The sequence below is a fragment of the Trueperella bernardiae genome, from assembly GCF_030246965.1.
Taxonomy (GTDB): domain Bacteria; phylum Actinomycetota; class Actinomycetes; order Actinomycetales; family Actinomycetaceae; genus Trueperella; species Trueperella bernardiae.
Map to the genome: position 1 here is coordinate 1,334,205 of NZ_CP127099.1, position 21,287 is coordinate 1,355,491.

Sequence of the window (21,287 nt, forward strand, 5' to 3'; positions counted from 1 at the left end):
CACACCCGCGCGTTTTTGCTACCCTCACGCCAGGAAGTTGTCCGTGGATTGTGGATGCGGGGCCCGCATCCACAATCCACGCATTATCGGCGGGTTAGGCTTGCGGGTTTTCGTAGGATGTCACCATGAACCAGATACGACCCTCATGGGCTAACACATCCGACCTCCTGCGCGACTACTACGACCAGGAGTGGGGCTTTCCCGTCACCGACTCTGCCGAGATATTCGAGCGCATCGTGCTCGAGGGCTTCCAGTCGGGACTCTCGTGGGAGACCGTGTTGCGCAAGCGCCCGGCCTTCCGACAGGCCTTTGCCGGCTTCGACCCCGGCGTCGTGGCCGCTTTCACCGAGGACGACGTCGAGCGCCTCCTCGCCGACCCGGCCATCATCCGCAACGAGCGCAAGATCCGGGCAGCGATCACGAACGCGAAGGCCACCGTGGCGTTGGAGGAGGCAGGCCAGTCGCTCGCCGAGCTCGTGTGGTCTTTCGCGCCAGACGACCCGTATGGGGAGGGGCCGGATGCGGGCCGATCGCCGAAGTCAGCCGAGCTCGCCAAGGAACTCAAGCGGCTGGGCTTCACGTTCGTCGGCCCCGTGACCATGTTCGCCCTCATGCAGGCGATCGGCATGTACGACCACCGCCTCTGACCCCGGCCGGGCCGCTACTCCTCGGGCTCGCCGAAGAGGCGCCGGGCCAGGTCCATGCCGATCTGCTCGGCCTCCGGGCCGAAGATGAGCTGCACGGCTCGCCGTTGGACCACCACGCCGATCGCGCCCATCCGCTCCAGGCGTGGCTTGTCCACCAGGTCCTTGTCCACTACGCCCACGCGGATGCGGGCCAGGGCCATATCCACCTTGCGTACGTTCTCAGCCCCGCCCACCGCGGCGAGGAGCTCATCTAGGTCCACTAGCGAGTGCTCTCCAGTTCCTGGTTGAGCCTGGCGACGAGCGACTGCAGGCGCGGGTTCGTGGCCAGCTCCTCCACGAGCACCACCTGCTCGGTTCCGTCCGCAAGCGGCAGGCGCCAGTTGGGATACTCCTGGTCGGTGCCCGGCTGGTTCTGGGCCCGGCGCTCGCCCACGGCATTGACCAGCGACACCTGCAGGATCGGGGCGGGCGTGCGCACGATGTACGCGTGCAGGGCCTCCACCACCTCGCGCTCCGAGGGGTCCTCCCCGATCAGGCCGTGTTCGCGCAGGCGGGCCATGACCCGATCTCGCTCCTCGCGCGCCTCGGCGCGCATCTCCTCCACAGGCTTGACGAGCAGGCCGAGGCTCTCGCGCAGGTCCACGTGCTCGCCGGCCAGGTAGCTGGCGGCCGGTGGCAGGTCGTGCGTGTCCACCGACACCATCGCGTCCGAGCGGAAGTCCTGCGGGTGGATCGGCCAGCCGCCCTCGTCCTTTTCAAACCAAAACACGGACGTGCCGAAGATCCCGCGCTCGCGCAGGTACTCGCGCACCCACGGCTCCACGGTGCCAAGGTCCTCGCCCACCACGACCACACCGGCACGGTGCGCCTCGAGCAGCAGCACGCCCACCATCGCCTCATGATTGAAGCGCACGTACGTGCCCTCGGTGGGCGCCGAGCCCTCGGGGATCCACCACAACCGGAACAGGCCCATGATGTGATCCACGCGCAGCAGCCCGGCGTGGCGCATGACCGTGCGGGCCATGTCGCGCAGCGGGGCGTAGCTCATCTCCTCGAGCGAGTCGGGGCGCCACGGTGGCTGGGACCAGTTCTGGCCCTGCTGGTTGTACATGTCCGGCGGGGCACCAACCCCGATCCCCCTGGCGAAGGCGTCCGGGAGCATCCACACGTCGGCGCCCTTGGGGTGAACGCCCACGGCCAAGTCATGCGAGACGCCGATCCGCATGCCGGCCGCTCGCGATTCGTTTTGCGCTCGGCTCAGCTGCTCGTCCATCACCCACTGCAGCCACGCCCAAAAGTCCACGCGGTCCGCAAGCTCGCGGCGCTCGCGCGCCACGTGCGGGGAGTTGATGTCGCGCAGCTGGTCGGGGAACTCATCCCCGTACTTCTCCACCAGTGCACACCACAGCGCAAAGTCCTCCAGGCCTTGGCCCTCCATCTCGCGGAAGCGGTCGAAGTCGCGCTGGCGGGCCTGGGAGCGCCCGGCTGCGAAGATCACGTCGAGCGCCTCACGCTTGGCCTTCCAGGCGGCGTCGCGCTCGATGAGCTCGTTCTCCAGCGACATCTTCTTCACGTTCTCACTCGCCCACGTCACCAGCGACCGCTCGGGGCCAGACAGGTAGGCGACCTCGCGGATGTCCTCGGGCCGGATGTAGACGGGGTTGAAGAAGCGCCTGGTCACCGGCAGGTAGGGCGAGGGTGACATCGGCTCGATCGGCTCGGCCGCGTGCAGGGGGTTGACCAGCAGGAAGTCGGCGCCGAGCTCGCCAAACAGCGAGCCCATCTCGGCCAAGTCCGCCGCGTCCCCAATGCCCCACGACTGGCGCGAACGCGTGGAGTACAGCTGGGCCATCATGCCCCAGGCGCGCCCGCGAAGCCGGGATTCGACGTCGAGACGGGTGGGGGTAACGATGAGGCTCGCCTCCTCCACGCGCTCTTCCCCACCGTCCATCACCCGCGCGCGTAGCTTGTGATAACCCAGCGGCGTACCCACGGGCACCACGAAGGAGGCCTGGCCGGTCAGGACACCGTCGATGTCGCGAGGCAGCTCCCAGTCATCGATCTGGCGGGCACCGATCGTGCCGCCGCCCTCCACAATGATCTCCACCTGCACCGAGCACCCGTGGGGCACGTGGACCTGGAAGGTGGTTTCCCGGTCATCGCGCGCGATCGTGCAGTGCGGCAGAACCCGCCGCCACGGCCGCTCGTCGCGTGCCTTGAGCTCAGCGCGGATCGACTCGTCGCTCGAGGCATCCACGCCCATCGCGGCGAGGACAGAGATCAAGGTCGAGGTAGACACTTCCCGGAAGTTACCATCGAAATCCCAAAAATCGAGCGCCACCCCGTAGCCCTCAGCCAGGGCCTTCAGCAGGTCTCGGTTTACCTCATGCGACATTGCATCTCCTTCTTTGTGCTAGGCCCAAGTTTAGCCAGATCACAATTCTTTGACGAAAGCGTAAAAGTAGTTTGCAAAGTTACCGAAGAGTAGGATGGGTACATGACCGCGTCCGCCACTGCGAAAGCGAGGAAAAATGCCATATCTGCCCGTGCCTGAGACCAACGACGAGCCGCTGTCCTCCGTGCTTCGCACGCTGAAGATGAAAGAACGCGAACCCGGCTCCTACGAGGGGACGAACCTCAACCAGGTCTCCGGGCGCGTGTACGGCGGGCAGGTCTTCGCCCAGGCAGTTGTGGCCGCGCATGCCACCGTGGCCGACGAGTACCTCGGCCGCCAAATCCATTCCATCACCGCGGCCTTCCTCCGCCCCGGAAAGCTCGATGTTCCCACCCAGCTCGACGTGGAAGAGGTCCTCGACGGCCGCTCATTTTCCACGCGCCGCGTCCACGCCTCCCAAAACGGCAAGACGATCCTCACGGCCCGCGCGTCGTTCCAAGAGGTCCAGGACGGCATGGAACACGAAACGCCCATGCCCGACGCGCCCGCCCCCGAATCCCTACCCTCCTCCGCCGACTACTTCGCCAACATGGACAACCCCGTGGGCCGGATCATGAACTCCACCAACGCCACCGACCTCCGCCATGTCGACGGCCCGATCTGGGTCAAGCCCGCGAGCGCGCGCACCGACCGCACCCTCATCTGGTTCCGCCTGCGCAACCCGATGCCCGAGGCATCCCAGTTCATGCACCGGGCCCTGCTGGCCTACTCCACCGACCAGTTCATGCTCGAACCCGTCCTGCGCCGCCATGGCCTGTTCTGGATGAGCCCCAACCTGTCGCTCGCCACGCTCGACCACTCGATCTGGTGGCACCGCGACGTCAACATGTCGAACTGGATCCTCGCCGAACTCACCTCGCCCTCCGCCCAGGGCGGGCGCGGCCTGAGCCTCGCGCGCTTCTTCCAAGACGGCAAGCACGTGGCCACGATGTCCCAGGAGGGTATGGTCCGCTCCCGCAGCGCAGCCGCGTAGGGCCGCGCTCCTAGCGTGCGCGCTTCTGACGCTATGTGCTCCCGCCGCGTTCGTGGCGCATAGCCAACGACGCCGTCAGCCCGGCTCACGTCGAAACCGGTGCTGACGGCGTCGTAGGCGCACCCTGCGGAAAACCGCAGGAGCAAAGGCTAGTCGCGCTTGAACTTGCGGTAGGTCGAGGACGCGGGGCGCGAGGCGTCGATCCCCAGGCGCTCGACCTTGTTCTTCTCATAGGATTCGAAGTTGCCCTCGAACCAGTACCAGTTGTAGGGCTCCTCCTCCGTGCCCTCCCAGGCCAGGATGTGGGTGGCCACGCGGTCGAGGAACCAGCGGTCGTGGGTGATGACCACGGCACAGCCCGGGAAGTCGAGTAGCGCGTTTTCGAGCGAGCCAAGAGTTTCGACGTCGAGGTCGTTGGTCGGCTCGTCGAGCAGGATCACGTTGCCGCCCTGCTTGAGGGTGAGGGCCAGGTTGAGGCGGTTGCGCTCGCCACCGGAGAGGATGCCGGCCTTCTTCTGCTGGTCGGCACCCTTGAAACCGAACGCCGAGACGTAGGCGCGCGAGGGCATCTCCACGTTGCCCACCTGGATGTAGTCCAGCCCGTCAGAGACGACCTCCCACAGCGTCTTGTCCGGGTCAATGCCGGCGCGCGTCTGATCGACGTACGACAGCTTGACCGTTTCGCCGATGCGCAGCTCTCCCTCGTCCAGTGGCTCGAGGCCCACGATGGTCTTGAACAGGGTGGTCTTACCCACGCCGTTCGGGCCAATGATGCCCACGATCCCGTTACGCGGCAGGTTGAAGGACAGGTCCTGGATGAGCACGCGCTCCCCGAAGCCCTTCTTCAGCTTCTTCGCGTCGATCACTAGGTTGCCCAGGCGCGGCCCCGGCGGGATCTGGATCTCCTCGAAGTCGAGTTTGCGCGTGCGCTCGGCCTCGGCAGCCATCTCCTCGTAGCGCTGCAGACGCGCCTTCGACTTCGCCTGGCGGCCCTTCGCCGAGGAGCGCACCCACTCCAGTTCCTCCTTCAGGCGCTTTTGAAGCTTGGCATCCTTCTGGCCCTGGACTTTGATGCGCTGGGCCTTCGTTTCCAGGTAGGTAGAGTAGTTGCCCTCGTACGGGTAGAGCTTGCCGCGGTCCACCTCCGCGATCCACTCGGCCATGTTGTCCAGGAAGTAGCGGTCGTGTGTAATGGCGATGACCGCACCGGGGTACTTCACCAGGTGCTGTTCGAGCCAGAGCACCGACTCGGCGTCCAGGTGGTTGGTCGGCTCGTCGAGCAGCAGCAGGTCCGGCGCCTCGAGCAGGAGCTTGCACAGCGCCACGCGGCGGCGCTCGCCACCCGAGAGCACGTTGACCGGCGTGTCCGGCGGCGGGCAGCGTAGCGCGTCCATCGACTGCTGCAACTGGGCGTCAATATCCCAGCCGTTCGCCGCGTCGATCTCCTGCTGGAGCTTGCCCATCTCATCCATGAGCGCGTCAAAGTCCGCGTCCGGCTCGGCCATCTCCATGCCGATCGCATTGAAGCGTTCGACCTTGGCCAGGATGTCAGCCACGCCCTCCTGGACGTTCTCGAGCACCGTCTTATCCTCGGTCAGCGGCGGCTCCTGCAGGAGGATTCCCACCGTGTAGCCGGGCGAGAGCCGGGCCTCACCGTTGGAAGGCTGGTCGAGTCCGGCCATGATCTTCAAAATCGTGGACTTACCTGCACCGTTGGGGCCCACCATGCCGATCTTCGCACCGGGGTAGAACGCCATCGTCACGTCGTCCAGGATGACCTTGTCGCCCACCGTCTTGCGGGCCTTGATCATCTGATAAATAAACTCAGCCACAGTACTCCCATAGTCGTCTTGGATACTAGCTCAAGCCTAATTTATCCTCCCCGGGCGGCAAAAGCCCGCGCCTGGGCTTTTGATCACCCGGCGCGAGCCCGCCGCGTCTACACCAGCTCGTCCTCCTCCAGCTCGGCCTCGAGGGCGGCGTCGTCTGCGTCGACATCGTCCGCCTCGAACGCGTCTTGGTCGAGCCCGGCGATGTCGACGACGTCAGCGCCCGGCTCACTGCCGCCCATTTCGCCATCGGCGCCCGCCTCGCCCTCGGCACCCTCGCCCTCCGGCTCGGTCCGCCATCGATCGTCTCGCATGTCGCCCGGCGGGTTCTTCAGCACCTTGACGTAGTTAGCAACACCGGTGGAGATCTCCACCCCGATCGAGTCGGCATTCACGTCGAACGATGAGTGGACCACCCCGCTGGCGTCAACCCATTCGCGCTGGCTCAGCCTGCCGCGCACGAGCACCGGCGTTCCCTTGCTCAGGCAGCCGGCGGCGTTCTTCGCCAGGCGCCCATAGCACCGCACGGAATACCAGGTGGTCACACCCTCCTTGTATTCGCTGTGGACGCGAGAATAGTAGCGTGGGGTCACGCCCACGTTGAGGAAGGTCACGGGCATAGCCTCGTTTCCTTCTGGGTCATAGTGGCGTGGCACGCCTCCCACCCATCCGCGGATGGTGACAATGGTGTCGTTCATCAGTTCTCCTTCATTGCTGGAAAGTGGCACTTCCGACTTTGCCAATTTCCGCGACGCCGCGTTTTCGGACTACCCCGAAAATGGGGTCACGCAGCCACGAACGCCACCTGTGGAGAACTTTTTTCGCGTAATCCCGCGCTTTTACGCCGTGCCCGCGAACACCTCGGAGTCAAGTGCCTCGCGCGTTTGCCGGTGCTGGGAGAGAATCTCGCGCGGGCCGGCAACCAAATGCTCCTCGGTTGCCTCGCCCACGGCCTCACGCACGTTGCGCTCGTAGGCCGCGGCCGCGCGCGCCGCGCTCCGCACCACCGCGCTCTTGCCCAGCCACGCCACCAGCAAGCCCAGCACCACACCGCCCGCCACGACGCCGATCGTCACCCCAGTGCCCATCGCGCCAAGCACCGCAAACACCACGGCCCCCACCGCGAGAGCCACTCCCCCAACGAGCCCAGCGAAAGCCGGGGTGCGGGAGATGTCCGGCAACGGCGTCGTGCGAATAGCCGCACCCAGCGCGCGGCGGAAGCGATCAGCGGGCGACACCGCGCTCGTCACGGCCTCCTGCCACACGGGTGGCAGGCCGGTACGCACGTGCGCCACCCACGCGTCGCGTATTGCGTGCACCATCGTATTCGCCGGCTGCTCAGGCACCACCAGCGCGGACGCCTGGTAAGACTGGCCCGACACCCGGATCGACTCCACCACCGACGGGATGCCCGAAGAACGCACGATCCTGTCATTGATATCGGCCACGGCCTGCCCGTCCACGTCCGGCTCCTCCCGGCCCACGTTGGCCCGCAGGCGGCCCGCGATTGCGTCGAGCTCAGCGGCGGCCGTGCGCGCGTTGAAGGACTGGCCAGCCACGGCCCGGGCCAGCAGGTCACGCACCGCGTCCACGCCCTCCCCCGTCAGCGCCGACGCCCCAAGGATCGGCACCTCGGTCAGGCCGTCACGGTCGAGCAGGGAACGCAGGTCGCCGAGCAGGGTAGCGCGCTGGTCAGCCGGCACGCGGTCGATCTGGTTCATCACCACGACCATCGCCTCCTGCCGTCCACCCAGCGTCTCGAAGAAGCCCTTGTGCAGCACCTCGTCCGCGTACTTTTGCGGATCCACAATCCAGATCAGCAGGTCCGCCATCGGCAGCAGGCGATCCACCTGCGCCGAGTGCGCGAGCGCCACCGAATCATGGTCCGGCAAATCGAGCAGCACCAGCCCGTCCAGCCGGTCATTGCCCACCGTCAAGATCGACGAATGCTCAATCCGGCGGTCCGGATCCACCTGAAGGTAGTCGAGCAACTCGCTCGCGTCCACGTCGAACGTGCAGGCGGCCGCCCGCTCCGTCGTCGGACGAATATCACCCGAGTCCGCGAAATCCAGCTCCGTGATCGCGTTAAACATGGTCGACTTGCCCGAACCCGTGCCACCCACCAGCACCGCCACCGTGGTGTCCAGCCCGAGCCGCATCCGCTCCTGGGCGCGGCGCAGATCGTCCTGGGCGCGGCTGGCCACAAACTGGTCGAAGTAGGGCCCGCCCGCACCCACCGCGCGTTGCAATGCCTTCAGCCGCCCAATGACCTCTTCATCTGCCTGGCGATCCATACATCCCCTATCGGTGTAAAAACTCGGTGGCGCGCAACCGCAGCGAGGCCGCGTCCCCCACATCTATCTCGTTCACGACGCCGGTATAGGCGGCTACCAGCTCATCCATCGCGCCCCGCACCCGGGCCGACAGGTCCTCACGCGCCTCCCGCACCTCAGCCTTCGCCCCAAGATTCTCCGCCGCTTTGCGCGCACCCGAAATGCCGGCGGCCGCCGCACCCAGCAGCGCCGCCTGCCCCGACTTGCCCAGCCACGGGTTATCCGGCACGTACTTGGCCAGCAGGTCAGCCTTCCATGCGTCCACCGCGCGCTGCGCGATCGCATCCAGGTCCAGCCGCTCGTTCGCGCGCTGACGCAGGTCGGAGGTGTTGACGACGTCGAACGCCCACGCCTGATCCACGTTCGCCCGCGCGGCCGTCAAACCTTGCGTGAGCGCCACGCCCACCGAGGTGGCCACCGCGTCAAAAACCGTGGTCATCGCCCGGTCGCGCGTTCCACTACGACGGCCGAACACATTCGGCTTGCGGCCCGCCACCATGCCCGCCAGCGGCCCGCCCGTCGACGCCAGCGACAGCCATGACGTGGTCGGCGCTCCCTGCCCAAACCGGCCATGCTCGATGTTCGTGGCCAGCTTCTCCAGCGGGGCGTGGGCGCCCTCAACCGCCTTATCTTTGAGGTCAGTCAGCGCGTGCTCCTGGGCCTCCACCGCGTCGGCCAACACGAGCAGATCGCGGCGCAACTGCGGCAGGGTCGCGGCCGTGGTTCGAGCCACCAACGAATCGGCTGCCTTCGTACGAGCCACCACCTCCAGCCACTGACGCAAATCCGCCACGTACTCCTCGGGCAGCAGGCCTTCGTGCGCCCCGGCGTCGGGAACAATAAACAGCGGGCTCTCTGCCAAGCCCATCCGGCCCATGCGCTCGGCCAGGTCGCGCCGCACCACCGACAGCGCCGACGCCGGCACCCGGTCCAGCACCACCGCACACGTCACCCCGCGCGCATTAGCTACCTGGAGCGTGTCCCATGCCACGGCGTCGCCGTAACGGGAGGCTGTGGTGACGAATACCCACAGGTCTGCCGCGTCGATGAGGCGCGAAGATAGGGCGCGGTTGGCGTCGTCCACCGAATCGAGGTCCGGCGCGTCCACGATCACGATGCCCTCAATGCCCGAGTCCACCGGCTCATACTTGCCCATCTTGGCAAGCGCGTGGCTCTCCATCTTCGGAAAATCGCTGGGGTGCATAATCATGACGGGCGTGCGCGTCGTGGGGCGCAGCACCGACGCTGGCGACACCTCCCGGCCGATCAACGAATTGACCAGCGTGGACTTACCCGCCCCCGACGAACCGCCAAACACGATCACCGCCGGGAGCTCATCCGAATGCAGATGCGGCAAGATCCGGCTCTCCAGCTGGGTCAGCAACTGCTGACGCGACTCCATCAACTCCCGCGCCCCCGGCATCTCCAACGGCAGCTCGACCTTGCGAAGCTCGTCGATCGTGCGCGTGACGAGGCCAGCCAAACTGGCACGGGAAAATGCTGGAGTACTCACACCTCTATTGTGTCCCAAAAGGACCTAAATATCGATTGGGCTCCCCGCCATTTGACCCGCTCGCCGGCGCCGGCGGTATCATAAACTGATTGCCTCCATAGCTCAGCGGATAGAGCAGTGGCCTTCTAAGCCATGTGTCGCAGGTTCGAGTCCTGCTGGGGGCGCTTGCTAGAATGGGTGCGTGAGCATGAATAACGACACGCCAATTGTCTGGATTGACTGTGAAATGACGGGCCTCGATCTCGAGGTCGACTCGCTGGTAGAAATCGCCGTGGTTGTCACGGACGCCCAGCTCAACCCGCTCGACGCCGGCCTTCGCCTGGTGATGAAACCCTCCGAGCAGGCCGTAGCCCAAATGGATCCCTTCGTCCGCAACATGCACACTGTCACCGGCCTCATCGACGAGTGGGACGGCGGGCTCAATATGGCCGACGCCGAAGAGCAGGTGTTGGCCTACGTCAAGCGCTTCGTACCCGAAGGGCGCAAGGCCCCGCTCGGCGGGAACTCGGTTGGCACCGACCGCACCTTCCTCGCCCGCGACATGCCCCTGCTGGTCGACCACCTGCACTACCGGGTGATCGACGTGTCCTCCATCAAGGAGCTCGCCAAGCGCTGGTTCCCGCGCGTGTACTTCGCCTCCCCCGAGAAGACCGGCAACCACACCGCGCTCGGCGACATCTACGACTCCATCGACGAACTGCGCTACTACCGGGCCATCCTCATGCCCGCCGGCGAAGGGCCGAGCACCGAGGAGTCCCGGGCCGCCGCCAAGGAAATCCTGGCGGACCTGACTCGGGACCGGGCCGCCGATAAGTAGCCACTCCGGCCCCGGATTAGAATATTTTGGACGTTTTCGGGCCGATCTTCTTATATGAGGAGATCGCCCCGAAAACGTCCAGTTTTCTTTAATCCGCCGCTGTCGTCGTCGGTGAGTTCGTCGATGCCGCCCCGGCTTGGAATGTAGGGCGCCTAGGCTCTACCGGCGGTGCCGAGCACGACCATGAGGGCATCACTAAAGGCGGCACACGTGTTTTCTTATTCCACGCCTATTCCACGGCGGGGAAAGAAAGAACCCCGGTTTCTCGGTTTTCGTTGAGATTCCGGGGTTTTGTGTGGGGTGGCTGACGGGGATTGAACCCGCGACCCCCTGGACCACAACCAGGTGCTCTACCACTGAGCTACAGCCACCATGCGCGTTGGCTTTCGCCGCGGCAACGAATTGAAACTATATCAAGCCAGGCCCCACCCCGCCTAAACGGCGGCGGTGAAGCACATCACCAGAAGGCGCGCATTTGGATGGCGTCGGCGAAGCGGGTGAGGTGGTCCTCGTCCTGGGACAGGTAGAGCTGGCCGTCGATGAGCGAGACTTCCATGACGTAGAACTCTTCCTCGGAGTCCGGCGCACCGCGCACCAGGTCCACCCGGTTGAACAGGAGGAGTTCGTCGCGGCCGGACATGTTCTTGATGTGGGCGTGCAGGGCGCGGCGGATTCGTTCGCCCCAGCGCCAAGTCTCCTCGGAGGCCTCAGTGGCGCGCACGACTTCCTCCACCACCCCGGCCTCACTGGTGTTGCGGTAGCGCGGGTGGAGCATCGGATCCTTTTCCACCTGGTAGGAGGCCAGCCCGTTGAGGTACACAAGCGAGGTCTCTCCGGCCACGTCGATGTCCTCCAGGTAGCGCTGGACCATGACGGAGCGTCCGGCGTTGAGCTCGTACTGGGCGTGGAGGATGGCTTCGCCGCGGGAGGTGGCGTCAGTGGCGGTGTAGCGCCCGGTGCCTCGCCCGCCCGATGACACCGCGGGCTTGATGACGAAGTCACCGTAGGAGGGGAAGCGGGAGTGGATCTGCTGCTTGGACAGGCGCTGCTCGGGCTCGAGCCAGACGGTGGGGATGACGGGCAACCCCAGCTTCTCCAGTGCCTGCATGTAGTGCTTGTCCATGTTCCATTCCATGGTCTTCGCCGAGTTAGCGATGCGCGGCACCGAGTAGGCCCACTTCATGAACTGCTTGGGCGCCTTGGCGTAGTCGCGCACGGAGCGTACCACGGTGAGGTCGGATTGCCCCCAGTTGACCGACGGGTCGGACCAGACGGCCACCACGGGTTCAATCCCGCGATCGCGCAAGGCATCGGGAAGGCCCTGCTCGTCCTCGGACAGGTTGGGCAGATTCTCGGAGGTCGCTAGAAAAACTTTTGGTTGAGCCACGCCTGCGATTCTAATGGATTTGCCGCTCCGGCGCGCGACAACGGGGTAAGTCCGCGTCACATGACGCCGTCACACGATTCGCGACGCCACCCCTCGCCTCGCGTCCACCCCGGCGCCTCGCGGCCCTCCCACACCGGCGCCCCAGCCCGCACCGCAACCCACACCCACCAGTGGTGCCCCAGTTCACAGCGGAAATGTGCCCGATCAATTTGCGCGAAGTGCCTGTGCGGGACTACAGTAAAACATCGTTGCGCACCGCTAGCTCAACTGGCAGAGCATCTGACTCTTAATCAGAGGGTTCTGGGTTCGAGTCCCAGGCGGTGTACCAAGGAAAGGCGATCAGCTCAGGCTGGTCGCCTTTCGTATATGATAACCCGGTAGCCAACTGGGAGGATAGCCGTGGGAACCTTGCAACGCTTGTTTTGGCGCTCCACGTTTAACCCGCTCATCGTGTTCGGCGCGATTTTGTTGGCGTTCTTCGCCTTCCGGGCCAACTCCACCGAGCGCGCGATCCTCATTGTGCTCGCACTGGCCCTGCTTGCCGCCGAGTCCTGGCGCGCCGTCGCCCGAGCCCGCCGCACGAACGACGCCACTGGCGCCGCACCCGCCGACTCGCCAACCATCGACCCCGAGACTCTCCCATGATCCTTAACCACGCCCTTGACCGTCTGGAAGATGACCACGGCCTTGACCCCTCCCCCGACTCGATCCTGGAGGCCTTCACGGACGCCTTCGAGTCCTCGGGCAAGCGGATGTACCCGCATCAGGAGGAGGCCCTCCTGCACATCGTTGCCGGCGACCACGTCATCGTCGCCACACCCACCGGCTCGGGCAAGTCGCTGATTGCCGCGCAGGCGCTTTTCGCGGGCCTGGCCACCGGCCGCACGGCCTACTACACGGCCCCACTCAAGGCGCTCGTGTCGGAGAAGTTCTTTGACCTCATCGGCCAGTTCGGCGCTCATAACGTCGGCATGATCACGGGCGATTCCTCGATCAACCCCGGCGCCCCGATCATCTGCGCCACGGCGGAGATCCTGGCCAACATCGCGTTGCGCGAGGGCGAGGAGGCGGATGTCGGCGTCGTCGTCATGGACGAATTCCACTTCTACGGCGACCCGCAGCGTGGCTGGGCCTGGCAGGTGCCGCTGCTGGAGTTGCCGCAGGCGCAGCAGATTCTGCTTTCGGCCACCTTGGGCGACACTTCGTTCTTTGTCGAGGACCTTGAGCGACGCACGGGCCGCCCAGTTTCGATCGTCGACGACGCCGTCCGCCCGGTCCCCCTGCACTTCACCTACTCCACGGAGCCGGTGAGCGAGGTGATCGAGGAGCTGGTGGCCACGCACATGGCCCCGGTGTACGTGGTGCATTTCTCGCAACGGGAGGCGGTGGCGCAGGCCCAGGCGCTGATGTCCACCTCGCTCATCTCGAGCGATCAGCGTGAACGCATCCGCGCGGCGCTCGGCAATTTCAAGTTCAGCCCGGGCTTTGGCCAGACCCTGTCGAAGATGCTGCGCAACGGCGTGGGCGTCCACCATGCCGGTCTGCTCCCCCGCTACCGCCGTCTGGTGGAAAAGCTCACCCAGGCGGGCCTGCTAGTGGTCATTTGCGGCACGGACACGCTGGGCGTGGGCATTAACGTGCCGATCCGCACGGTGCTCATCACGTCGCTGGTGAAGTTCGACGGCGCGAAGATGCGCAATCTCGGCGCGCGCGAGTTCCACCAGATCGCCGGGCGCGCGGGCCGGGCGGGATACGACACGGTGGGCTACGTCGTCGTGCAAGCGCCGGAGCACGACGTCGAAAACGCGCGGCGCCTGCGCAAGGCCGGGGATGACCCGGCGCGGATCAAGCGGGTGCAGAAGGTCAAGCCGCCGGACGGGGAGGTGTCGTGGTCGCAGAAGACGTTCGAGCGGCTGCGGGAGGCCCAGCCGGAGAAGCTGACGTCGCATTTCCGGGTCGATCACGCGATGATCCTCAACTTGCTCCAGCGCCCGGACCCGGTGCCGGCGATCGCGAAGATCCTCACCGATAATCATGAGCCGGCTACGCCGCGCAATAAGTTCGTGCGTCAGGCGCTGGATATCTACGCCTCGCTTCGCACGGCCGAGGTGATTACGCACGAGGACCGCGCCTGGCGTGCCGAGCACCCCGGCCGCCCGGCGATTCACTTTTCGAAGGACGTGCCGGACGACTTCGCCCTCAACTCCCCGCTGGCACCATTTGCGCTGGCAGCGCTCGACCTGCTCGACCCGGAGGATGCGGACTTCGCGCTCGACGTCGTCTCGGTGATGGAGGCCGTGCAGGAAAACCCCACCCCGGTGCTTGTTGCCCAGCGCAAAACCGCGCGCGGGGAGCTGATCGGCAAGCTCAAGGCCGAGGGCGTGGATTACAACGAGCGGATGGCGCTGGCTGATGAGGTCACGTGGCCGCGCCCGCTGGCGGAGCTGCTTGAGCCCGCCTTGCAGATGTATGCGAAGACGAACCCGTGGGTAGCTGGCCACGAGCTGGAGCCGAAGTCGGTGGTACGGCAGATGATCGAAGAGGGCATGACCTTCACCGAGCTCATCTCGCGCTATGACCTGGCGCGCTCGGAGGGCGTGGTGCTGCGCTACCTCACGGACACTTACCGGGCATTGCGCCAGAGCGTGCCGCACGAGTACCGCAACGACGAGGTAGAGGAGATCATCGGCTGGCTGGGGCGGCTGGTGCGCTCGATTGATTCCTCGTTGCTGGACGAGTGGGAGGCGATCGCCGACGGGCGGCTGACCCTGGACGAGATCACGGGTCTGGCGGGCGATGGCACGACTGGCGAGGAGGCCGCTTTCGGCGCGGATACGGACGGCAACATCACCTTCACGCGCAACAAGCACGCCCTGCGCACGGCCGTCCGCAACGCCATGTTCGCCCGGGTCGAGGCGCTCGACCGCGACGACTTCGGCTACCTGGCTCGGCTCGACCCCGCGTGGGACGCCGACCGCTGGGCCGACGCGATCGACCCGTACTGGGACGTCTACGCCCGGCTCGGCACCACCGCCGATTCACGCTCGGAGCGCTTCTTCTCCATCCTCGAGGACCCCTCGTATGCGGACCTGCTCCAGGCCGGCATGGGCGAAGACGAGGCCTCAGATTGGCTCGAGGGCCACAAGCCGGGCCGCCTGTGGCTGGTCATGCAGATCCTCGACGATGAGGGCTCGGCAGAGCCGGAGACCGGCGAAGCGGAGATGACGTGGGCGATGTGGGCGCTCGTGGACTTGGACGCCTCCGACGACACCGGGGTTCTGGTTCTTCACATGATTCGGTTAGATGAGCGCTAGGAGGACCATGATCAGCGCGAACATCGATTCCGTGCGCGAGGCCATTGCCCGCGCCGAGCAGGCCGCCGGCCGAGCACCCGGCTCGGTGACTTTGCAGGTGGCGGCCAAGCATCAGCCACTGGAAAACCTGCTGGAGGCGGCCGCGTGCGGGATCACCACGTTCGGCCACAACCTGGTCCCCCAGCTCGTGGAGTCCACGGCCAAGCTCGCGGGCGCGGGCGTGCTCGCCACGCACACGGTGATCGGGCCGGTGCAGTCGAATAAGCTGCGCACGGCGATGGATCATGCGGACCGCATCGACACCGTGGACTCGGTCAAGCAGGCCGTGCGGATCGCCCGCCGCCAGGAGGCGCGCATCGATGAGGGCCTCGCCGAGGGCCCCTACCCCGTCCTCATCCAGGTCAACTCCGCGGGCGCGGACACGCAGTCGGGATGCGCGCCCGAAGAGCTCATCGACATCGCGGGGCGCATCGCCGAGCTTGGCCTCATCCGCATCGACGGGCTCATGACCATCGGCGCCCACACCACCAACGCAGCCGACATCCACGCCTCGTTCGCCCTCACGCGCGAACTGTCTGAGCAGATGCGCAAGCTGCCGGGGCTGGAGGGCGCGGCCGAGCTGTCGATGGGTATGACCCACGATCTTCAGATCGCGGTAGCCGAGGGCTCCACGCTGGTGCGGGTGGGCACGGCCATCTTCGGCCCGCGCCCGGCCTGAGCCAGGCCCTGAGACCGGCTCTTGCGGGTCACCCCGTCACAAGTCGTGAACCTCGGGCCGACCAGGCGCCTATAGCAATCGTCAGCCGGTATATTCACGAGTTCTGTCGGGCACCCAGCCGGGCCTGGCGCGAGCGGGGACAAAAATGCGCCGGGCGAGGTAGCCCGGCGCATCCTTATGAGCGTCAGAATGTGGTCAGCCCATGGGAGCGGAAGATCTCGCGGACCAGGTCCGTGTGCTCCTTCGCGGGCGGTTGGACGTCCCTGAGCTGGTATTCCATGCCGAGCGACTCCCACTTGTCGCGCGCCATCTGATGGAAGGGCAACACCTCCACGCGGGTGAGCGTGCTGAACTCCTTCATGATTTCGGCGGCGGCCTCGATGTTGTCGACGTCGTCGGTCAGGCCCGGCACCAGCACGAAGCGGGCCCAAATCTCCTTGCCGGCGTCCGAGAGGCGGTGGCCGAAGTCGATGGTGGGCTGGAGCGCGCGGCCGGTGGTGCGCTCGTAGTAGTCGGGCAGGCCGGACTTGATGTCGAGGAGCACCAGATCGGTGTCGGCCATCATCTCGTCACTGAGATTGCGCCCTAGAAAGCCGGAGGTATCGATCGCGGTATGGATCCCCATCTCCTTCGCCCCACGCAACAGCTTGGCAAGGAAGGCCGGCTGCATGAGCGGCTCACCGCCGGAGAATGTCACGCCGCCGTTGGTCACCTTGAACACGGCCTTGTATCGCCCCATGCGATCCAGGATCGCCTCCGGGGTGGCGACGGTGCCCTCGCGGGCGTGGAGCGTGTCGGGATTGTGGCAGTACAGGCAGCGCAGCGGGCAGCCGGCGAAGAAGACGGTCATGCGCGTGCCCGGGCCGTCCATCGCGGTCACGAGCTCCCACGAATGCAACGAACCCAAGTCTCCGTTACGGATCGCCATGATGTGCTCATGCCGATCCATCTCCGGGGCGCGAGCGATGCCATCCAGGCCCTTGCCCGCGGCGCGCGGGATCTCCTCCTCGAGCGGGGCGGGGGCGTACTCGCCGGTGGATCCCTCTCCCACCTCAAAGTACTTGCGTGCATCAAGCTGGTGATTCGCCAATCAGTCTCCCTAAAAAGTGTGGTCGCCACGAAATGAGGGCGGGCGCGCGGGAAGGCTCCCGCGCGCCCGCCTCAACGACTCACCTTACATCTGGTCGTGGAACGTGCGCGACAGGACGTCGAGCTGCTGCTCGCGGGTCAGGCGCACGAAGTTCACCGCGTAGCCGGACACGCGCACGGTCAGCTGCGGGTACTTCTCCGGGTTCTCCATCGCGTCCTCGAGAGTCTCACGGTTGAGGACGTTGACGTTGGCATGGTACAGACCCTGGACGCCACCGTTCGTCTCACGCTGAGCCTTCATCGAAGCCAGGCGCTCATCGTATGTCATAGCCATGATTAATCTCCTTGTGTGTATCTCTATTAACCCTTGTGCACCATGCCGGCATCCATGATGCCAACAAGGTTGGTGACCTGCTCGTCGCGGTCACGGCCGAGCGAGCTGGGAACAATGGTGTTGGTCAGCGAGATGCCGTCGAGGGCATCCGTGTAGTCAAGCTTGCCCACCGAAAGCATGGAGGCAAGCATGCCGTGCGTGTCAGCACCGTTTTCCGGGTTGGCACCCGGGGCGAACGGCGTGCCGGCGCGGTGGCCGGAGGGGAAGTTGCCGGTGTTCTTGCCGTAGACCACGTTGGAGGTGATCGTCAGCACCGACTGGGTGGGCACCGCGTTGCGGTACATCGGGATTGCTTTGATCTTGCTCATCACCGTGTGAACGATGGTGGCTGCGATCTCATCCGCGCGATCGTCGTCGTTACCGTAACGCGGGAAGTTACCCTCGGTGTGGTAGTCAACAATGAGACCGGTTTCGTCGCGGATCGGGTAGACCTTGGCGTACTTGATCGCGGCGAGCGAGTCGGCCACGATCGACAGACCGGCGATGCCGCAGCCCATCGTGCGCAGGATATCCGTGTCGTGGAGCGCCATCTCGAGCGCCTCGTAGGCGTACTTGTCGTGGCTCCAGTGGATGATGTTGAGGGCCTCCACGTAGGTTTCGACAACCCACGTGAGCATGTCCTCGTACTTCTCCCACACCTCGTCGAAGTCGAGCGGGCCGTCGCCCTCGATGGGCGCGTGACCTTCCACGACCTGCTTGCCGGTCATCTCGTCACGGCCTCCGTTGATCGCGTAGAGCAGCGACTTGGCCGCGTTTACGCGGGCACCGAAGAACTGCATCTGCTTGCCCACCTGCATCGGGGACACACAGCAGGCGATCGCCGCGTCGTCGCCCCAGTGGCCGCAGATCTGGCGGTCGGCCTCGTACTGGATGGACGACGTTTCGATCGAGACCTCGGCGCAAAAGCGCTTGTAGCCGTCGGGCAGGCGCTCGGACCAGAAAATCGTGATGTTCGGCTCCGGGGCCGGGCCCAGGTTCATGAGGGTCTGGAGCAGACGGAAGGAGGTCTTGGTGACGAGCGTGCGCCCGTCCAGACCGAAGCCCGCGTCAGACCAGGTGGCCCAGTACGGATCGCCCGAGAAGATCTGGTCGTAGGCCTCGGTGCGCAGGAAGCGCACGATGCGCAGCTTGATCACCAGCGAGTCAATGATCTCCTGGGCCTCGGACTCGGTGAGGATGCCGCGGGCGAAGTCGCGCTCGAAGTAGATGTCAAAGAACGCCGACACGCGACCGAACGACATCGCGGCGCCGTCCTGGGACTTGATCGCGCCGAGGTAGCCAAAGTACGTCCACTGCACGGCCTCCTTGGCCGTCCCAGCCGGGCGGGAGATGTCGAAGCCGTAGCCCTCAGCCATCTTCTTCAGCTTCTTCAGGGCCGCGATCTGCTCGGAGATCTCCTCCATGTCGCGGGCCCAATCCTGGGAGAACGGCAGGTCGGCGCGCGCGAGCTTGTCGGCCTGCTTCTCCTCGATCAGGCGGTCGACGCCGTAGAGCGCCACGCGGCGGTAGTCGCCGATGATGCGGCCGCGGCCGTAAGCGTCGGGCAGGCCGGTGATGATGTGCGAGGAGCGGGCCGCGCGGATGCGCGGGGTGTAGACGTCGAACACGCCCTGGTTGTGGGTCTTGCGGTAGCGAGTGAAGATCTCCTTGACCTCCGGGTTCGCCTCCAGGCCCGCCTCGTGGATCGCGGTTTCGACCATGCGCCAGCCGCCGAACGGCATCATGGCGCGCTTGAGCGGCACGTCGGTCTGCAGGCCGACGATCACGTCGTCGTTGTCGGAGATGTAGCCCGGGCCGAAGGCATCGATGTCAGCCGGGACATCGATGTCGACGTCGTAGACGCGCTTCTCACGCTCGACCGACAGGTACTTTTCGTCAAGCTCCTTCCACAGCTCCAACGTCTTCTCGGTCGGACCCTCGAGGAAGCTCTTGTCGCCTTCGTAGGGGGTGTAGTTCTTCTGGATGAAGTCGCGCACGTCGATCGTAGACTGCCACGCGCCTTCCGTGAATCCTTGCCACTGCTGGATTGTCGTTACCTCGTCGGTCACGTTACTCCTTAGGTCGTTCTAAGTTCGACTCCAATTCTAAGGATACTCCTCCCCTCGTGCTCTTATGGGGAGCTAACTCACAGGGGCTAAATCCGACAAATCGGGCACCGCCCCGCGCACCCTGAATGGAGTTATTCCAGCATGGGACTAAAGGACCGACCCGCGTCCGCTATCAGGCTAAACGGCCTGGTGCCCCGAGCGGATGAGCCCGTAATGATACCCGCCCGTCAGCGCCTCCCACGCCGCCTCGATCACGTCCGCGCCCACACCCACCGTGGTCCACGTGCCCGCCGCGTCGTTCATCGTCAGCAGCACGCGCGTCACGGCGCTCGTGCCGTCGGCCGAGTCAAGGATGCGCACCTTGAAGTCCGTCAGCCGCATGCCCCTCAGCTCGGCATACACGGGCGTCAGCGCCGCGCGCAACGCCTGGTCGAGCGCGTGCACCGGGCCCACGCCCTCCCCCATACGCATGATCCGCTGGCCGCCAGCGTGCAGCTTGACGCGCGCCTCGCTCACGGTTTCCGACGGCGACGCCGCCGAGCGCACGTCCGCTGCCCACTGCTCCACCTCGAAGTAGCTCACCAGCTCCCCGAGCACCTCGCGCACGAGCAACTCAAAGGAGGCGTCCGCCGCGTCGTAGGTGTAGCCCATCGCCTCGGCGGCCTTGACCCGCTCCGTGATGAGGCGCAACTCCTCCTTGCGGCCCGCCAGGTCCACCCCGAACTCGCGGCATTTGAGCTCCACGGACGACCGGCCAGCCATGTCCGAGACCAACATCCGCATGTCATTACCCACCGCCGCCGGGTCAGTGTGCTGGTAGAGGTTGGGATCCACCCGGATCGCCGAGGCGTGCAGGCCGGCCTTGTGCGCGAAGGAGGAGCGCCCCACGTAGGGCTGGCGCAGCTGCGGGGCCATGTTCGTCAACTCCGCGATCGCGTGGGAGACGGAGGTGAAGTCGGCCAGCTGGGCCTCCGTCACCACCTCCAGATCAGTCTTCAGCGCCAGGTTCGCCGCCACCGTCAAAAGGTTCGCGTTCCCCGTGCGTTCGCCATATCCGTTGATGGTGCCCTGCACCTGCCGGCATCCGGCTTCCACCGCCGCGATCGAGTTCGCCACGGCGCATCCGGCGTCGTCGTGCGTGTGAATGCCCAGCCTGGGCACGACTCCGTCCGCCTCGAGCCGTGCCGTGAGCTCACGGACCGTCGCGGAGACCCGGCTGGGCAGCGAGCCACCGTTGGTGTCGCACAGGATGGCCCAGCTGGCCCCTGCCGCGAGCGCCTCGGCGACGACGGCGGTGGCGTAGTCGGAGTCGGCGGAAAAGCCGTCGAAGAAGTGTTCCATGTCCACCATGACCTCGCGCCCGCACGAGCGCAGGTAGGTGACCGTGTCGCGGACCATGCGCAGGTTTTCCTCGGCGGTGGTGCGTAGCGCGCCGAGCACGTGGCGGATGTCGGACTTGGCGACCAGGCAGATGACCGGCGCACCCGAGTCCACGAGCGCCGCCACTTGCGGGTCCTCCGCGGCGGCCACCTCGGCCTTGGCGGTGGCGCCAAATGCGGTGAGCGTGGCGGACCTCAGCGGGTTACGCGCCTTGAGCGCCTCGAAGAACTCCGTGTCACGCGGGATCGCGCCCGGCCAGCCACCCTCGATGTAGTCCGCGCCCATCGCCTCGATGTGCGGGAGCATCGCGATTTTGTCCGCCACGGACAGGCTGATGCCCTCCATCTGGGCGCCGTCACGCAAGGTTGTGTCGTAGATGAAGACCTTCAT

Annotated in this window: 17 protein-coding genes and 3 tRNA genes; 8 read left to right on the forward strand and 12 right to left on the reverse strand. The window is 65.8% G+C overall.

Translation table 11 applies throughout. The features are described from left to right. Nucleotides 1-125: 125 nt before the first annotated feature. Nucleotides 126-647 carry a DNA-3-methyladenine glycosylase I gene (locus tag QPC17_RS06240; RefSeq protein WP_062614214.1) on the forward strand — a complete coding sequence of 174 codons (522 nt, stop codon included), beginning with the start codon at nt 126-128 and terminating at the stop codon, nt 645-647. Nucleotides 648-661: 14 nt separating this feature from the next. On the opposite strand, the gene QPC17_RS06245 is transcribed toward QPC17_RS06240, so the two are convergent. Continuing rightward, nucleotides 662-907 carry a PTS sugar transporter subunit IIB gene (locus QPC17_RS06245; RefSeq protein WP_062614213.1) on the reverse strand — a complete coding sequence of 82 codons (246 nt, stop codon included), beginning with the start codon at nt 905-907 and terminating at the stop codon, nt 662-664. Continuing rightward, nucleotides 907-3,042 carry a 4-alpha-glucanotransferase gene (gene malQ / locus QPC17_RS06250; RefSeq protein ID WP_062614212.1) on the reverse strand — a complete coding sequence of 712 codons (2,136 nt, stop codon included), beginning with the start codon at nt 3,040-3,042 and terminating at the stop codon, nt 907-909. The genes QPC17_RS06245 and malQ overlap by 1 nt, the downstream gene beginning before the upstream one ends. A gap of 136 nt (nt 3,043-3,178) precedes the next feature. Between malQ and QPC17_RS06255 the strand changes: the two genes are divergently transcribed. Further along, complete coding sequence (locus tag QPC17_RS06255; RefSeq protein WP_062614211.1) at nt 3,179-4,075, forward strand: acyl-CoA thioesterase; 897 nt, start codon at nt 3,179-3,181, stop codon at nt 4,073-4,075. A gap of 149 nt (nt 4,076-4,224) precedes the next feature. On the opposite strand, the gene ettA is transcribed toward QPC17_RS06255, so the two are convergent. The 4 genes from ettA to QPC17_RS06275 form a co-directional block, all read right to left on the reverse strand. Continuing rightward, complete coding sequence (gene ettA / locus QPC17_RS06260) at nt 4,225-5,907, reverse strand: energy-dependent translational throttle protein EttA (protein WP_062614210.1); 1,683 nt, start codon at nt 5,905-5,907, stop codon at nt 4,225-4,227. A 107-nt stretch (nt 5,908-6,014) separates the two neighbouring features. Then, nucleotides 6,015-6,602 carry a single-stranded DNA-binding protein gene (locus QPC17_RS06265; RefSeq protein ID WP_285347119.1) on the reverse strand — a complete coding sequence of 196 codons (588 nt, stop codon included), beginning with the start codon at nt 6,600-6,602 and terminating at the stop codon, nt 6,015-6,017. A 141-nt stretch (nt 6,603-6,743) separates the two neighbouring features. Then, nucleotides 6,744-8,198, reverse strand: coding sequence for a GTPase (locus tag QPC17_RS06270; RefSeq protein WP_083297677.1), 1,455 nt, complete (start codon nt 8,196-8,198; stop codon nt 6,744-6,746). 7 nt (nt 8,199-8,205) lie between these two features. Next, on the reverse strand, nt 8,206-9,750 hold the full coding sequence (locus QPC17_RS06275; protein ID WP_143602134.1) for a dynamin family protein: 1,545 nt from the start codon (nt 9,748-9,750) through the stop codon (nt 8,206-8,208). Nucleotides 9,751-9,841: 91 nt separating this feature from the next. On the opposite strand from QPC17_RS06275, the gene QPC17_RS06280 reads away from it, so the two are divergent. Next, nucleotides 9,842-9,914: transfer RNA gene (locus tag QPC17_RS06280), tRNA-Arg, on the forward strand. A gap of 23 nt (nt 9,915-9,937) precedes the next feature. Further along, nucleotides 9,938-10,567 (forward strand): oligoribonuclease, encoded by a 630-nt coding sequence (gene orn, locus QPC17_RS06285; protein WP_068539203.1) that lies wholly within the window; start codon nt 9,938-9,940, stop codon nt 10,565-10,567. A gap of 296 nt (nt 10,568-10,863) precedes the next feature. Here the strand turns inward: orn and QPC17_RS06290 are convergent. Both QPC17_RS06290 and QPC17_RS06295 read right to left on the reverse strand, forming a co-directional pair. After that, nucleotides 10,864-10,938: transfer RNA gene (locus tag QPC17_RS06290), tRNA-His, on the reverse strand. An 86-nt stretch (nt 10,939-11,024) separates the two neighbouring features. Then, nucleotides 11,025-11,954 (reverse strand): ATP-grasp domain-containing protein, encoded by a 930-nt coding sequence (locus QPC17_RS06295; RefSeq protein ID WP_062614205.1) that lies wholly within the window; start codon nt 11,952-11,954, stop codon nt 11,025-11,027. A gap of 252 nt (nt 11,955-12,206) precedes the next feature. On the opposite strand from QPC17_RS06295, the gene QPC17_RS06300 reads away from it, so the two are divergent. The 4 genes from QPC17_RS06300 to QPC17_RS06315 all read left to right on the forward strand — a co-directional run bounded on the left by QPC17_RS06300 (nt 12,207) and on the right by QPC17_RS06315 (nt 15,986). Next, nucleotides 12,207-12,282 (forward strand) — tRNA-Lys (locus QPC17_RS06300). Nucleotides 12,283-12,353: 71 nt separating this feature from the next. Then, complete coding sequence (locus QPC17_RS06305; protein WP_143602133.1) at nt 12,354-12,599, forward strand: hypothetical protein; 246 nt, start codon at nt 12,354-12,356, stop codon at nt 12,597-12,599. Then, nucleotides 12,596-15,268, forward strand: coding sequence for a DEAD/DEAH box helicase (locus tag QPC17_RS06310; protein WP_070447986.1), 2,673 nt, complete (start codon nt 12,596-12,598; stop codon nt 15,266-15,268). The genes QPC17_RS06305 and QPC17_RS06310 overlap by 4 nt, the downstream gene beginning before the upstream one ends. Before the next feature lie 7 nt (nt 15,269-15,275). Continuing rightward, nucleotides 15,276-15,986, forward strand: a complete 711-nt coding sequence (locus tag QPC17_RS06315) for a YggS family pyridoxal phosphate-dependent enzyme (protein ID WP_168160559.1) — start codon at nt 15,276-15,278, stop codon at nt 15,984-15,986. A gap of 184 nt (nt 15,987-16,170) precedes the next feature. Here QPC17_RS06315 and pflA read toward each other — a convergent pair whose 3' ends face one another. From pflA to cimA, 4 genes are all read right to left on the reverse strand, one after another. Then, nucleotides 16,171-17,076, reverse strand: coding sequence for a pyruvate formate-lyase-activating protein (gene pflA / locus QPC17_RS06320; RefSeq protein ID WP_062614203.1), 906 nt, complete (start codon nt 17,074-17,076; stop codon nt 16,171-16,173). Between the two features lie 84 nt (nt 17,077-17,160). Then, the gene (gene grcA2, locus QPC17_RS06325; RefSeq protein WP_083200644.1) at nt 17,161-17,409 is read right to left on the reverse strand and encodes an autonomous glycyl radical cofactor GrcA2; all 249 of its coding nucleotides are present in this window, start codon (nt 17,407-17,409) and stop codon (nt 17,161-17,163) included. Nucleotides 17,410-17,435: 26 nt separating this feature from the next. Next, nucleotides 17,436-19,517 (reverse strand): formate C-acetyltransferase, encoded by a 2,082-nt coding sequence (gene pflB, locus QPC17_RS06330; protein ID WP_285347120.1) that lies wholly within the window; start codon nt 19,515-19,517, stop codon nt 17,436-17,438. 177 nt (nt 19,518-19,694) lie between these two features. Continuing rightward, nucleotides 19,695-21,287, reverse strand: coding sequence for a citramalate synthase (gene cimA / locus QPC17_RS06335; protein WP_285347121.1), 1,593 nt, complete (start codon nt 21,285-21,287; stop codon nt 19,695-19,697).

Bases quoted from the DNA above. Each gene is read 5' to 3' on its own strand.
- QPC17_RS06240 (WP_062614214.1), top strand. From the start codon at position 126: ATGAACCAGATACGACCCTCATGGGCTAACACATCCGACCTCCTGCGC.
- malQ (WP_062614212.1), bottom strand. From the start codon at position 3,042: ATGTCGCATGAGGTAAACCGAGACCTGCTGAAGGCCCTGGCTGAGGGC.
- QPC17_RS06255 (WP_062614211.1), top strand. From the start codon at position 3,179: ATGCCATATCTGCCCGTGCCTGAGACCAACGACGAGCCGCTGTCCTCC.
- QPC17_RS06265 (WP_285347119.1), bottom strand. From the start codon at position 6,602: ATGAACGACACCATTGTCACCATCCGCGGATGGGTGGGAGGCGTGCCA.
- QPC17_RS06270 (WP_083297677.1), bottom strand. From the start codon at position 8,198: ATGGATCGCCAGGCAGATGAAGAGGTCATTGGGCGGCTGAAGGCATTG.
- orn (WP_068539203.1), top strand. From the start codon at position 9,938: ATGAATAACGACACGCCAATTGTCTGGATTGACTGTGAAATGACGGGC.
- QPC17_RS06310 (WP_070447986.1), top strand. From the start codon at position 12,596: ATGATCCTTAACCACGCCCTTGACCGTCTGGAAGATGACCACGGCCTT.
- QPC17_RS06315 (WP_168160559.1), top strand. From the start codon at position 15,276: ATGATCAGCGCGAACATCGATTCCGTGCGCGAGGCCATTGCCCGCGCC.
- grcA2 (WP_083200644.1), bottom strand. From the start codon at position 17,409: ATGGCTATGACATACGATGAGCGCCTGGCTTCGATGAAGGCTCAGCGT.
- cimA (WP_285347121.1), bottom strand. From the start codon at position 21,287: ATGAAGGTCTTCATCTACGACACAACCTTGCGTGACGGCGCCCAGATG.